11 protein-coding genes are annotated in these 14,262 nt (G+C 66.2%); all 11 read left to right on the top strand.

Translation table 11 applies throughout. From position 1 onward, the window contains the following. Window positions 1–40 precede the first annotated feature (40 nt). The gene (locus HDC36_RS14490; protein ID WP_179568631.1) at window positions 41–433 is read left to right on the top strand and encodes a DUF4398 domain-containing protein; all 393 of its coding nucleotides are present in this window, start codon (window positions 41–43) and stop codon (window positions 431–433) included. Then, entirely contained in the window at window positions 430–1,326 is an 897-nt protein-coding gene (locus tag HDC36_RS14485) for an OmpA family protein (protein ID WP_179568629.1), read from the top strand. Before HDC36_RS14490 ends, HDC36_RS14485 begins: the two co-directional genes overlap by 4 nt. A gap of 337 nt (window positions 1,327–1,663) precedes the next feature. Then, the gene (locus HDC36_RS14480; protein ID WP_009575526.1) at window positions 1,664–1,888 is read left to right on the top strand and encodes a YdcH family protein; all 225 of its coding nucleotides are present in this window, start codon (window positions 1,664–1,666) and stop codon (window positions 1,886–1,888) included. A 201-nt stretch (window positions 1,889–2,089) separates the two neighbouring features. Beyond that, the gene (locus HDC36_RS14475) at window positions 2,090–3,460 is read left to right on the top strand and encodes a pyridoxal-phosphate dependent enzyme (RefSeq protein ID WP_179568627.1); all 1,371 of its coding nucleotides are present in this window, start codon (window positions 2,090–2,092) and stop codon (window positions 3,458–3,460) included. 82 nt (window positions 3,461–3,542) lie between these two features. Further along, window positions 3,543–4,730, top strand: coding sequence for a cystathionine gamma-synthase (locus HDC36_RS14470; protein ID WP_179568625.1), 1,188 nt, complete (start codon window positions 3,543–3,545; stop codon window positions 4,728–4,730). Window positions 4,731–4,733: 3 nt separating this feature from the next. Next, entirely contained in the window at window positions 4,734–5,567 is an 834-nt protein-coding gene (locus HDC36_RS14465; protein ID WP_179568623.1) for an ABC transporter permease, read from the top strand. Window positions 5,568–5,733: 166 nt separating this feature from the next. Next, the gene (locus tag HDC36_RS14460; RefSeq protein WP_255432752.1) at window positions 5,734–6,924 is read left to right on the top strand and encodes an ABC transporter ATP-binding protein; all 1,191 of its coding nucleotides are present in this window, start codon (window positions 5,734–5,736) and stop codon (window positions 6,922–6,924) included. 37 nt (window positions 6,925–6,961) lie between these two features. Continuing rightward, window positions 6,962–9,085, top strand: a complete 2,124-nt coding sequence (locus HDC36_RS14455; protein ID WP_179568619.1) for a class I SAM-dependent methyltransferase — start codon at window positions 6,962–6,964, stop codon at window positions 9,083–9,085. Beyond that, window positions 9,067–11,379 carry a glycosyltransferase family 2 protein gene (locus HDC36_RS14450; protein ID WP_255432751.1) on the top strand — a complete coding sequence of 771 codons (2,313 nt, stop codon included), beginning with the start codon at window positions 9,067–9,069 and terminating at the stop codon, window positions 11,377–11,379. The genes HDC36_RS14455 and HDC36_RS14450 overlap by 19 nt, the downstream gene beginning before the upstream one ends. Next, window positions 11,380–13,704, top strand: a complete 2,325-nt coding sequence (locus tag HDC36_RS14445; protein ID WP_179568617.1) for a glycosyltransferase family 2 protein — start codon at window positions 11,380–11,382, stop codon at window positions 13,702–13,704. It begins immediately after the preceding gene. Next, on the top strand, window positions 13,701–14,243 hold the full coding sequence (locus tag HDC36_RS14440) for a hypothetical protein (RefSeq protein ID WP_179568615.1): 543 nt from the start codon (window positions 13,701–13,703) through the stop codon (window positions 14,241–14,243). Before HDC36_RS14445 ends, HDC36_RS14440 begins: the two co-directional genes overlap by 4 nt. Window positions 14,244–14,262 lie beyond the last annotated feature (19 nt).

Below are 14,262 nucleotides of genomic sequence, written 5' to 3'. Positions count from 1 at the left end.
CAATGGCCGTGCTCGACGTCTCCGCCTACGGCCCCCCTTGATGAAAACTAGCTTCGCACAAATCCGTTGCCCGCAGTACGTGATGGCGTGCGCATTGGCGCTGTTTGCCACGCCCGCCGCCTTTGCCCAGGTCGCCTCGCCGGAGCTGCAGACCGCGCAGCAGGCGGTGCAGCGCGCGATCCAGGCCGACGCCGACCAATACGCCCCGGACCTGATCGCCACTGCCCGCCAGGGCCTGGAGCAGGCGCAACAGGCGGCGCTGGACCGCCGCCAACGCAAGATCGCACCGCAGCTGGCGCTGCGCGTGGCGGCCGACGCCGACCTGGCGCGGGTGCGCAGCGAGGAGGCGGTGGCGAATGCGCAACTCAAGCAGCGCAAGGCCGAGGTGGCCGACCTGCAGCGCAGCTTGAACACCGGGGAGGCGCGTCCATGAGCCGCCGCCTGGGAATGGCCGGCCGCCTGGCCGCGCTGCTGTTGCTGGTCGCGCCGCTGGCCGCGTTCGCCGCCGACGATCCGGAGCTGGCGGTCCTGAACCAGCGCCTGGTCGCGCTGCAGGCCGATCCGCTGAGTGCCGACGTGGCCGCCTACGAGCGGTTGCAGGCGCAGCAGGCGGTCGCCGCGTTCGCCGCGGCCAAGCGCAAGGAGCAGGACGACGCGCGCTATCTCGCCGAGCGCCGCGTCGAGATCGCCGAGACCGCCGCGCGCGCCGCCCTGGCGCGGCGCCAGGTCGACCAGTTGGAGAAGACCCGCAGCGACTTGCTGGTCGAGGCCAGCCGCCGCGAAGCCGCGCGCGCGCGCCAGGAAGCCGAGCGGCTGCGGGTGCAGGCGCAGATCCAGGCCGAAGAAGCCGAGAGCCTGCGCCAGGCCGCCGAGGCCGAGCAGCTGGCGCGGCAGGATGCCGAGCAGGCGCTGACCAACGTGGCCGGGCAGCAGACCGCCAAGCTCAGCGCCGCGCAGCAGAAGTCGGCCAAGCTGGCGCGCGAGGAGGCCGAACTGGTCGCCGGCGCCAAGCTGCCGGCGTCGCGTTTCGAGCCGCGCGGGGAGGTCTTCACCGTCACCGGCGGGGCGTTCGCGGCAGGCAAGGCGGCGCTGTCGGCCGATGCCGCCGGCCAGGCCAAGGCGCTGGCGCAGTATCTGCAGATCGGCGCCAAGGGCCGGGTGCGGATCGAGGCCTACGACGCCGATGCCGGCGTGGCGCAGAAGCGTGCCGACGCGTTGCGCGAGGCGCTGGTCGCCGGCGGCGTGACGGCGAGCCGGTTGCAGGCGGTCGGCAAGAAGGCGCCGGCGACCAAGGCGCGTGCCGCCGAGGTGGTGATCGCGCCCTGAGCGGGGTTGGCCGGTGCAGGCCCTGGAGCCCGTTTAACGCGGTTTTTCTCTGGGCCTGAGCGGCGAGCAACTGAATGCGGAAAGCGCGCGCTGCTGCCCTTGCCGGAACTGGTGGGGAGGCGTAGGGTCGAACTCCCAGGCGACACACCGTCGCCTGGTTCCACGGAGACTCCGGGCCGATGAAGCAGTGGCACGCACCGCAGCGAGACGTTCCAAGGGCAGCAGGCCCGGGCGTTGCGGTGGAGTGGCTGGCGACCCGCGCGACTCCGCTCCCAGGCAACGCCCCGTGCCGTTCCGGCCGGGGCGTTCTTGTTTCCAGCTGAAGGAGGCTATTCCTATGTTCGAAGGGCAACCGCAGACCGAAATCGACGCGTTGATCAAGTCCGATCCGGAGTTCAAGCAGCTCTACCAACGCCACAAGACCCTGGACAAGAAGTGCATGGACGCCGAGCTCGGCGTGCTGCCGATCGACGATCTCACCCTGTCGCAGATGAAGCGGGAAAAGCTCGCGGCCAAGGAAAAGCTGTTGCGGCTCTACGACGAGCAGCAAAAGCCTCACTGATTCCTCCCTCCCACGACAAGCGTTCAATTGTCGCGGGCGGTGGCCGGCCTCCTCGTCGGCTTGCCACCGTCCGCGTCATCTCCTCCGAAGCCGCGATCGCGGCTTTTTTCGTGCCGGTTCGGCGCTTTGTCTGACATTCCGGCGCATACCGCGGATAATCACCGGTCCAGCCGCTATGACGGCGCGATGCATCCGGACGCGATGGCCATTCACTCTTCCGTACTCGACCTGATCGGCGACACCCCCATCGTCAAGGCCAGCAAGCTCGACACTGGCGTGTGCGAGCTGTACCTGAAGCTGGAAAGCGCCAACCCCGGCGGCTCGATCAAGGACCGCATCGGCCTGTCGATGATCGAGGCGGCCGAGCGCCGCGGCGAGCTGAAGCCCGGCGCGGTACTGGTCGAGGGCACTGCCGGCAACACCGGTATCGGCCTGGCCCTGGTCGCCCAGCAGAAGGGCTACAAGCTGATCCTGGTGGTGCCGGACAAGATGAGCCGGGAAAAGATCTTCAACCTCAAGGCGATGGGCGCCGAGGTGGTGCTGACCCGGTCGGACGTGGCCAAGGGCCACCCCGAGTACTACCAGGACCTGGCCGCGCGCCTCGCCGCCGAGACGCCGGGGGCCTATTTCGTCAACCAGTTCGGCAACCCCGACAACCCGGCGGCGCACGAGTTCGGCACCGGTCCGGAGATCCTGCGGCAGATGGACGGCAAGCTGGACGCGATCGTGTTCGGCTGCGGCAGTTCCGGCACCATGACCGGCCTGTCGCGCGCGTTCGCCGCCGCCTCGCCGCACACCGAACTGGTGCTGGCCGACCCGGTCGGCTCGATCCTGACCGAGTACATCGAGCAGGGCACGGTCAGCGAGAAGTCCGGCAGCTGGCTGGTCGAGGGCATCGGCGAGGACTTCCTGCCCGACATCTCCGATTTCTCGCGGGTCAAGAAAGCCTATTCGATCAGCGACGCCGAGAGCTTCCATACCGCGCGCGAACTGCTGGCCAAGGAGGGCATCCTCGGCGGCTCCTCGACCGGCACCCTGCTGGCCGCCGCGCTCAAGTACTGCCGCGCGCAGACCGAGCCCAAGCGCGTGCTGGTGTTCGTCTGCGACACCGGCAACAAGTACCTGTCGAAGATGTACAACGACTACTGGATGCTGGACAACGGCTTCCTGGAGCGCCCGCAGCACGGCGACCTGCGCGACCTGATCCTGCGCCCGTACAGCCAGCGCGACACCGTGGTGGTCGGCCCCAACGACCTGCTGACCACCGCCTACCAGCGCATGAAGCTGTACGACGTGTCGCAGCTGCCGGTGATGGATGGCGACCAACTGGTCGGCATCGTCGACGAAAGCGACGTCTTGTTGCACGTTTACGGCGACGAGGCGCGGTTCCGCGACCCGGTGGCCACGGCGATGGTCAGCAAGCTGGACCGGCTCGACGTCAAATCGCCGATCGAAGCGCTGCTGCCGGTGTTCGACCGCGGCCAGGTCGCCATCGTCATGAACGAAGGCGCCTTCCTCGGCCTGATCACCCGCATCGACCTGCTCAACTACCTGCGCCGCCGCGTCCAGTGACGGTGCCTCGTGGACGGCTCCCGATACAGGGGGCCGTTCAGACCTCGCTGCTAGAATCACGCCCCTTCTCCGGGAACCCCTCATGACGGACCACACGTCCAACCCCAATGGCGACGGCCCCGCGCTGTCGCTGGCGACCCTGGCGATCCATGGCGGCCAGCATCCGGACCCGTCCACGGGCGCGGTGATGCCGCCGATCTATGCGACCTCCACCTATGCCCAGTCCAGCCCCGGCGAACACCAGGGCTTCGAGTACTCGCGCACCCACAATCCGACCCGCTTCGCCTACGAGCGCTGCGTTGCCGCGCTGGAAGGCGGTTCGCGCGGATTCGCGTTCGCCTCGGGCATGGCCGCCACCTCCACGGTGATGGAGCTGCTGGACAGCGGCAGCCACGTGGTGGCGATGGACGACCTGTACGGCGGCAGCTACCGCCTGTTCGAGCGCGTGCGCCGGCGCACCGCCGCCCTGGACTTCAGCTTCGTCGACCTGACCGATCCGGCCGCGTTCGAAGCGGCGATCGGACCCAAGACCAAGATGGTGTGGATCGAGACGCCCACCAACCCGATGCTGAAGATCGTCGACATCGCCGCGATCGCCGCGATCGCGCGCAAGCACGGCCTGCTGGTGGTGGTGGACAACACCTTCGCCTCGCCGATGCTGCAGCGCCCGCTGGAACTGGGTGCGGACATCGTGGTGCATTCGGCGACCAAGTACCTCAACGGCCACTCCGACATGGTCGGCGGGATCGCCGTGGTCGGCGCCAATGCCGAACTGGCCGAGCAGCTGGCGTTCCTGCAGAACTCGGTGGGCGGCGTACAGGGCCCGTTCGACAGCTTTCTGGCGCTGCGCGGGCTCAAGACCCTGCCGCTGCGGATGCGCGCGCATTGCGCCAACGCGCTGCAGCTGGCGCAGTGGCTGGACACCCACCCGGCGATCGACAAGGTGATCTACCCCGGCCTGGCCTCGCATCCGCAGCACGCCCTGGCGCAGCGGCAGATGTCCGGCTTCGGCGGCATCGTCTCGATCGTGCTCAAGGGCGGCTTCGACGCGGCCAAGCGCTTCTGCGAACGCACCGAGCTGTTCACCCTGGCCGAATCGCTGGGCGGCGTGGAAAGCCTGGTCAACCATCCTGCGGTCATGACCCACGCCTCGGTGCCGGTGGAACGGCGCGCCCAGCTCGGCATCAGCGATGCGCTGGTGCGGTTGAGCGTGGGGGTCGAGGATGTGGGGGATTTGCAGGCCGATCTCGATCGCGCGCTGCGGAGCTGACACATGCACGACGTGCTGCAACGGGCGAATCGCATTTCGCCGACCGGTCCGTTCCATGCCTGGCTGCACTATCCCAGCCTGACGATGGAGATGACCCGGCGCGACGTGCTCGGACGCTATCGCGGCGCCAGCTTCGGTCTGCTGTGGTCGCTGATCAGTCCATTCATGATGTTGATCATCTATACCTTGGCGTTCGGCTACGTGCTGAAATCGCGCTGGCCGGGGACCAGCGGCAACATCGCCGACTTCGCCATGCTGCTGTTCCTCGGCCTGATCGTGCATGGCCTGTTCGCCGAATGCCTGACGCGTGCGCCCACCTTGGTCATCGGCAATTCGAACCTGGTCAAGCGGATCGTGTTTCCGCTCGACGTGCTGCCCTGGACGATGGTGTTGTCGGCGCTGTTCCACGCCTGCACCAATTCGCTGGTGTTCGTCGTGCTGAACCTGATCGTGCGGCACGAAATGCACCCGACGCTGGTCTTCCTGCCGATCGTGTTCCTGCCGCTGGCGGTCGGATTGCTCGGCCTGGGATGGCTGCTGTCCTCGCTGAGCGTCTTCCTGCGCGACATCGGGCAGATGACCGGCGTGATCGCCACGGCGACGTTGTTCCTGTCTTCCGCCATCGTTCCGGTGAGCACGCTGCCGCCGAAGTACCAGTTCGTCTTCCACCTCAATCCCTTGACCTTCATCATCGACGAGGCGCGCGACGTCGCATTCTGGGGGCGCGCGCCGGATTGGGCGGGCTTGGGGATGTATACGCTCGGCGCGCTGGCGTTCGCCTATTTCGGTTACTTCGTCTTCCAGAAGACGCGCCGGGGGTTCGCCGATGTCCTCTGAACTCTTGACCGTGGCGCAAGCGGACAGCCCGATATCCAGCGACGCCGACCTGGTGGTCGATGCGCGCGGCGTCGGCAAGTGCTACCACATCTACGACCGGCCTTCGCACCGCTTGCTGCAGGGTCTGGTGGGCGGTTCGCGGCGCTACTACCGGGAATTCTGGGCATTGCGCGGCGCCGATCTGCAAGTGCGCCGCGGCCAGACGGTCGGCCTCATCGGCCGCAACGGCTCGGGAAAATCGACCTTCCTGCAGATGATCGCAGGCACGCTGACCCCGACCGAGGGCAGCATCCAGGTGCAGGGGCGCGTGGCGGCATTGCTGGAACTGGGGAGCGGCTTCAATCCCGAATTCACCGGGCGCGAGAACGTCTATCTCAATGCGGCCATCCTCGGGTTGAGCAAGGACGAAGTGGATGCAAGCCTCGATCGCATCCTCGCATTCGCCGACATCGGTGCGTTCATCGACCAGCCGATCCGCAGCTATTCCAGCGGCATGGTCGTGCGCCTGGCGTTCGCGGTGCAGGCGCAGGTGCACCCGCAGCTGCTGATCGTCGACGAAGCCTTGTCGGTCGGCGACGCGAAGTTCCAGGCCAAGTGCTTCGCGCGGCTCAAGCAGCTCAAGGACGATGGCGCTTCGATCCTGCTGGTCAGCCACTCGGCCGATCAGATCGTGCAGCACTGCGAGTTCGCCCAGTTGCTCGATAGCGGCCGCATCCTGCGCCAAGGCAAGCCCAAGGATGTGGTCAACGCCTACTACAACTTGCTGTTCGGTAGCGGCGATACCGATGCTCCCGCGCCCGACGCGGGCGAGCGGGTCGCAGACGCGCCGTTCGAAGAGAGCGTGCCGTTCTCCGGCGAGGGCGGTGGCTACGAGTCGCGCCCCAACTACAATCCCCATGAGTTCCGCTGGGGCGACGGTGCCGTGCGCATCACCGACTTCGAATTGCGATCGGCGCAAACGCTTTATCCGCCGATTCTCGAGTCCGGCCAGGAATTGCGCCTCGTGGTCAGAATGGTGTTCGAGCGCGAGGTGATCAGGCCGATCGTCGGCTTCACCCTGAAGACGGCCGAGGGCGTCGTCGTTTACGGTACCAATACCGAGTACAAGCCGCTGCCTGCGTTCACCGCTGGCGGCGCTGCCGGCAGCGCGGTCGATGTGGTGGCCGCATTCCGCTGCGACCTGGCCGATGGCGACTATTTCCTTTCTGTCGGCGTGGCCAGCCGCGGCGAAGAGGATGTGGTGCCTCATGACAGGCGCTACGACAGCATCCATTTCAAGGTGATCAACGCCGATTTCTTCGGTATGGGCGGGCTGGACATGCGTCTGGAAGTCGCAAGCCCTCGCCAGGCTGTTTGATCGATCACGCCGACGATGATTCAAGAGGACGCATTGCATGATTGATTCATTGGCAGTCGCTGGTTATGTCATGCCTGCGGACGTCGCCGTATGGCGCCGCGAGGGCTACGACAGCATCGGCTACAGCGATGGCGACAACTCCGAAGATGGGCTGTTGGCGACGTTGCGCGCCGCTGCCGACGTCAGCGTGTTTTCTTCCGAGCTGGCGGCCGCTTGCGTCGACTGGCCGAGCCGCTATCACCTGTCCACGGAACGCGCGAACCTGCTGCGACCGTTCGCGCAGCATCTTCAGCCGGGTGCGAGGGTTCTCGAAATCGGCGCCGGATGCGGTGCGGTCACGCGCTATCTCGGCGAGAGCGGGGCGGACGTGCTGGCGCTGGAGGGCTCGTTGCGGCGCGCACGCATCGCCCGCGAGCGCACTCGCGAGTTGCGCAATGTCGTTGTGGTGGCCGAACGCTTTCAGGATTTTTCCGTCGCCCAGCGCTTCGACGTGGTGACCCTGATCGGCGTGCTGGAGTACGCCAGTCTGTTCTCCGACGCGCAGAACCCCGCGCTGCACATGCTGCAGGCCGCAAGGCAGCTGCTGGCGCCAGGAGGGCGCCTGATTCTGGCCATCGAGAATCAGCTGGGCCTGAAGTATCTGGCCGGCGTGCCGGAAGACCATCTGGGGCAGCCGATGGTCGGGTTGGAGGACCGCTATCAATCGCGCGGCGCGCGCACATACGGGCGCAACGAACTCGACGCGCTGCTTCGGCGCGCCGGCTATGCGCGCAGCCGTTTTTCCGCGCCGTTGCCCGATTACAAGATGCCGGCCACGATCCTGACCGAGCGCGGCATCTCGGCCGACCCCGCGCTGTTCAATGCCGGCGCGCTGGCGGCGCAGGCGGTTCGCCGCGATCCCCAGCTCACGCCGACGACATTCAATCTTCAGCGTGCCTGGCCGGTGGTCGCGGCCAACGGCTTGGCGCTGGATCTGGCCAATTCGTTCCTGGTGGAAGCCGTGGCCGACGACTCGGCGATGGCCGAGCAATCGGCGCTGGCGTATCACTACAGCACGCAGCGGCTGGGCGCCTATGCCCGGGAAACGCTTTTCGTGGCGGAGCAGGACCAAACGGTGCGCGTGCATGCGCGCAGATTGTCCGACGCGCCATCGGCAGAGACCGGGGTTCGCTTGCAGGTGCAGAGCGCGACCGACTATTTCCAGGGTCCCTTGCTGGTCGACACAATTCGCGCGGTACTGAGCCAGCCTGGCTGGACCCGTGCCGAGCTGGTCGCGGAAGTGCGGCGCTATTTGCAGGCATTGGCGCAGGTGCTGCACGACGAAGGGCATGCCGTTGCGCTGGACAGCGTCGACAGCGTTCTGCCCGACGACTATCTCGACGCCACGCCATCGAATTTGCTGTGCGCCGCCGATGGCCGGATCGTCTACTTCGATCGCGAGTGGGTCGCCGAATGCCCGACGCTCGGCTGGCTGTTGTTGCGCTCGCTGTTGTTCACCTATGGCGGCAGTGTCGTGGCGCCGATGGCGGAAGGCGAGCCGATCACGTTGCGGGCCCTGCTGCTGGATGTGGTAGCTGAACTGTTCGCTGCCTCGGCGGCGAATGGTTTCGATCTCTGGCTCGAGCGCGAATTGGCGTTTCAGCGCCAGGTCACGGGCAAGGACCAGCGCGAAGCGATCGAACGCATGCTCGATGCGCCGGTGCCGCGTGCCGCAGCTCCGGTTGCTGCCGCCGGTCACCAGCATGCGGAGATCGCCGATGGGTTCGCGTCGCTTCAGCACTCGCTCAACCTGGCGGGCCAGCATGGCGTGAACATGTATGCCTCCATCGAAGCGCTGCACACGGCGCTTGGAGACGGTCTGGCGCAGACGGTGCCGGCGTTGCAACGGATTGAGGCCGTCGTCCAGCAGTTGGCCGAGGGCCAGGGCGCCTTGCACGACCGAATCGTCGCCACCGACGATCGTCTGGTCGATTCGATCCAGCACTGGAGCACGCAGCAGGGTGAATTGACCGCCCGGCTCAGCGATGCGCTGGACCGGATGGAGCGTGGCGATGCACTACGTGCGCTGGAAGCCAAGGTGGATGCGCTCGCTGCCGTCCAGGGCCAGCAGATGGCCATGCTTGCGCAGCTGCAAGGACGCAGATGGTGGAAGTTGCGGTGACCGTGGCGGACCTGAGCCAACGACCGCCGGTGCGAATGCGCTGGGACGCGACGCCGTTGGCCGATCTTGCCTGCCTAGCCGCTGGCGAGGTCACGACCTGGGAATCCGTCGGGTCCGATCCGCAATTCGCGCTGGCCCAGCCGGCGCTGCCGCTTGCCGCCGGCTGGTACCGGCTGCGTGGTGTCTTGCGCGAATTGGATGGACGTCTGGCCAACCCCTGTCTCTATCCGGACTATGGCAACGGGATTGCCGAAGACACCCGGATCGATCTCGCGCTGGCCGCTGGCCGCGGCAGCTTGGATGTCGTGGTGCAGTTCTCCGAGCCATTGCAGGCGCTGAGGTTCGACCCGACAGACGCCTATGCGAGATTCGAACTGGGGCCGCTCGAGAGTTACCGGTTGAGCGAGCGCGAAGCCTTCTGGTTGCTGCTGCGCGGCGGTGTCGGTGAACGGCTGCGCGATGCGCCACAGGAAGCGCTGGAACTGGTCGGTGACGCGCAGTCGCAGTGGCGCGAGCAGGGCGCGGACGCATCGTTGCACGCCTTGCTGCGCACGGAGCGTGCTGACACGACGGCGCGTGATGCCGGCTATGCGACCTGGGTGCTGCGCGAGGATCGGCGACTGGCCGAACTGGTGTCGACGTCACGCAGCGACATGCGTGCCCTGGCTCCTGTTCTTTCGTTGGTATTCCACGATCGAGCGGGAGCGGATTTCTCGGCATGCCTCGATGCGCTCGGTTCCCTGGCAGGGCAGGCGGTCGAGATCGTGGCCGATGCCCTGCAGTTGGGCGAGTGGTCCGTGGACCGTGCGCTGCCATCGCCGCAGATCGTGGATGCTGCGACTTTGCTCGGTGCGCGTCTGCGCGCTGCGCAAGGCGCCTACGTGGCGGTGCTGGCGGCGGACGATCGCATCCATCCGATGACCGCCAAGGTCCTCGCCGAGATGATCTCGCTTCCTGCGGCCGCCTTGGTCTACAGCGACGAAGACAGGGTGGATGAAGCTGGGCGGCGTTTCGCGCCGCTGTTCAAGCCGGCGTGGGACCGCCTGCGTTGGTACGAGCAGGATTATCTCGGGCGCAGCGCGTTCGTACGCAGGGATGCGCTTGTAGATGGCCTGCTCGATGGCCTCGACCCGGATGCGCCGTGGTTCTCGCTGCTATGCGCGCTGATCCACGAGTGCGACGCGATTCCGTTGCACTTGCCGCACATGTTGCGTCACGTGAACGGCGACGTCGGGCCGATCTGTGCCCCGTTCGCACGTAGCGAGGCGGATGCGACGGCGCGCGTGCGCGTGCTCGGCCGGGCATTGCAGTCCCAGGGCGCACGGATCCATGCGGTGGACCGGCAACGCTTGCATGTGCGATATGCGCTGGACGCCGAGCCGGACGTCGAGATCGTCATCCCGACGCGCGATCGCATCGATCTTCTCGAACAGTGCATTTCCACTCTGCTCGCCAGGACGGAATATTCTCGCTATCGCATCACGGTGGTGGACAACGGCTCGGTCGAAGCGCAATCGCATGCCTATTTCGAGGCGATCGGCCAAGATCCGCGGGTCCGGATATTGCGTTACGACCGCCCGTTCAACTATTCCGCGATCAACAACTACGCCGTGGCGCATTGCACTGCGCAGATCGTGGTCTTGCTCAACAACGATATCGAAATCACCGATGCGCAGTGGCTGCAGGAACTGGTGCGGCTGGCCTCACGCCCGGGGGCGGGGGCGATCGGCGCGAAGCTGTTCTATCCGGACGGGTCGCTGCAACACGCTGGTGTCGTACTGGGAATCGGCGGTGTCGCCGCCCATGCCTTCGCCCACGCGCCGCACGATTTCGCCGGCGAGTACGGACGCGCTCTGCTGACGCAGCGCTATTCGGCGGTCACTGCGGCTTGTCTGGCAGTGACGCGCGCGGCCTATATCGCGGTGGGCGGCCTGGATGAATCGATCGCGGTGGCGTTCAACGATGTCGACTTCTGTCTGCGGCTGCGCGCGCACGGTTACGACAATGCGTGGACGCCGCACGCCCAGGCCTACCATCATGAATCGGCCAGCCGGGGCATCGAGGACGATCCGGTCAAGCAGGCGCGGTTCGCCGGCGAGGTCGCCACGATGCAGGCGCGTTGGCAGCAGGTGCTCGGTGACGATCCGGCCTATAGCCCATGCCTGTCGCTCGATGCGCCCGCGTTCGCGCTGGATCCTGACCGTCACGCGCTGGCGCTGGCACGGGATTTACATCCCGTTTATCCTATAGAGTACGCTCCCCCGGTGATCCGAGGGACTTTTCCCGAGAGCTAGATGTCCGAAACGATTGCACTTAGCGTCACTCCGTTGCAGCAGATTGCGCCGCTGGCTCCCGAATTTCCCACCACGGCAGCGCACGCTGCGGTGTGGCGCGCCTCCGGCAGCGATCCTCAGGTGGAACTGCGGTGGCAGGGCGAAGCCCTGGCTGGCGGCTGGTATCTGCTCGCTGGCGAACTGTCGGTCTATCGCGGGCGCATGTTCGCGCCGGTGCTGTATCCGACGTATCGGGTCAGGCACAGCGGCGAGGCCGAGCGCATCGATCTTCCTCTGAACATACCCAGCGGCGAAACGCGGCGGTTCGAGATCGTGGTCCGTCTGGTGGAGTCGACCACCGGCATCCGCTTCGATCCCTCCGTCGCGCCGATGGATTTCAGTCATTCCGCTCTGCAGCTGCAGCGCATCGAGCGCGGCGACGCCATGCGGCGCCTTTTCGGCGCATCGTTCGACCGCCGCGAAGGCGGCGTGAACAAGCTGCGGCTAGTGGCGCGAACGGCGATCGATCTGTTGACCAAGGGCGTCCGCAGGATGGCCGATCGGCTCTATCACGAATACTCGACCCGCATGCTTTCGGGGTCTTTCTCCGACTATGAAGTGTGGCAGGAGTTCTACGATTGCCGCGATGCCGCGTGGAAGGCGGCGGCGGATGCAGAACTCGCCTCGCTGACGCGCAGGCCGCTGGTTTCGGTCATCGTGCCGACGTACAACACCCCCGAGCGCTGGTTGCGGCGCTGCATCGAAAGCGTACGCGAGCAGGTCTATCCGAATTGGGAGTTGTGCATCGCCGACGATGCCTCCACCGATCCAGCGGTGATGCAGGTGCTTGCCGAGTATGCCGAACGCGACGAGCGCGTGCGGTTCCAGCGACGGGAACAGAACGGACATATTTCCGCAGCGTCGAACACGGCCCTGCAGATGGCCAGGGGCGAGTTCGTCGCATTGCTCGACCACGACGACGAACTGCATCCCTTGGCCCTGCTCAAGAGCGTCCACGCGTTCGAGAATAATCCGCAGTGGCAGATGTTGTTCACCGACGAAGACAAGATCGACGTGGAAGGGAAGCGTTCGGATCCCTACTTCAAGTCGGACTGGAATCCCGATCTGTTCCTTTCACAAAATTGCGTCTGCCACTTGACGGTCTACCGTGCCGAACAGGTGCGCGCGGTCGGCGGTTTCCTGGAGGGATTCGAAGGCGCCCAGGATTGGGACCTGACGTTGCGGATCACCGAGAGGCTTCCTCACGATGCGATCGGGCATCTTCCGCTGGTGCTGTATCACTGGCGCATGATCAGCGGCTCCACCGCGATGGCGCCGGGTGAAAAATCGTATGCGCATCTTGCCGCGCTGCGCGCGGTGCAGGCGCATCTGGACCGGACCGGCAACGGCGGGAAGGTGCTGGAGATGGCGAGCTACAGCGGCTATTTCCGGATTGCGTATCCGCTGCCGGAGCCGGCGCCGCTGGTCAGCCTGTTGATTCCCACCCGCGACCGCATCGACCTGCTCAAGCAGTGCATCGATTCGATCCTGGAACGCACCGACTATCCCAACTACGAGATCGTGGTCATCGACAACGACTCCCAGGAAGAGGCGTCCAGGGAGTATTTCGCGCAGGTCCAGCAGGATCCGCGCGTGCGCGTGTTGCCGTATCCGCATCCGTTCAACTACTCGGCGATCAACAACGCCGGCGCGCGTGTTGCGCGCGGCACGGTGCTGGGCTTGCTCAACAACGATATCGAAGTCATCAGTCGCGATTGGCTGGACGAGATGGTCGGGCACGCGCTGCGCCCCGAGATCGGGGTGGTGGGCGCGATGCTGTACTACCCGAACAATACGATCCAGCACGCTGGCGTGATCCTCGGCATCGGCGGCGTGGCCGGGCACTGCTATGTGGGCATGGCGCGTGGCTGGCCGGGCGACAAACACCGCGGTGGCTTGGCGCAGAGTCTGAGCGCGGTGACCGCAGCCTGTGCGATCGTGCGCCGTTCGGTGTTCGAGCAGGTCGGTGGCCTGGACGAGCAGCTAGAAGTGGCCTTCAACGACGTCGACTTCTGCCTGCGCGTGCGCGAGGCCGGCTATCGCAACCTGTGGACCCCGTTCGCCGAGCTTTATCACCACGAATCGGCTTCGCGTGGCTACGAGACCACCCCGGAGAAGATCGCCCGCTTCAAGCGCGAGGAGAGCTTCATGAAGGCGCGCTGGGGCAAGGCGTTGCAGCAGGATCCTTACTACAACGTCAACCTCACGGTGGAATCCACTCCGTTCACGCTGGCCTATCCGCCACGCCCTTGGGAGCCGCAACTTCCGGGTCGAGCGCTTGCATGAGCGCGCGACGTTGTGTCGCAGGCGTCGGGATGAGGAGCCGGCTGCCTTGGTTTGCGCTGGCGGTCGGCGTGATGCTCGCCGGGTGCCATAGGCAGCCGCCGATTTCCGACGAAGGCATCGCTGCGGCGACCGAGCCGGCATTCGCGAAATATGCCGGGCCGGTCTCCGACTTGCCTGCGGGGGGGCGCTGCAGCCTGGATGCGGTCGACGGCAAGCCGGCCCAGCAGGCCCGGGTCAGGCCGCGCGGCTGGGTTACGTTCGGCGGCTGGATGGCCGATGCCGCGGACGCGGTGCCGGACGGGGCGACCCTCGTGCTGAACTCCGCTGCGGCGTCGTACGCGGTTCCCATCGTAGCTGGGGGAGAACGACCGGATGTCGCCCAGGCGTTCGGCAAGCCGGCGCTGCTGCGATCGGGTTACAACCAAAGAGCATGGTTGCCTGCCATCCAGCCCGGAAGCTATCGCGTCTTCCTGTTATATGGACGCGACAAGGCGGCATCGGCATGCGCGATGGGAACGCTCGTCGCTGGAGAGCCTTGAGCGCCGCTTCTAGTGCCGC

It is taken from the genome of Xanthomonas sp. JAI131 (genome assembly GCF_013410075.1).
GTDB lineage: Bacteria > Pseudomonadota > Gammaproteobacteria > Xanthomonadales > Xanthomonadaceae > Xanthomonas_A > Xanthomonas_A bonasiae.
This window is presented reverse-complemented; position numbering and strand designations above follow the sequence as displayed.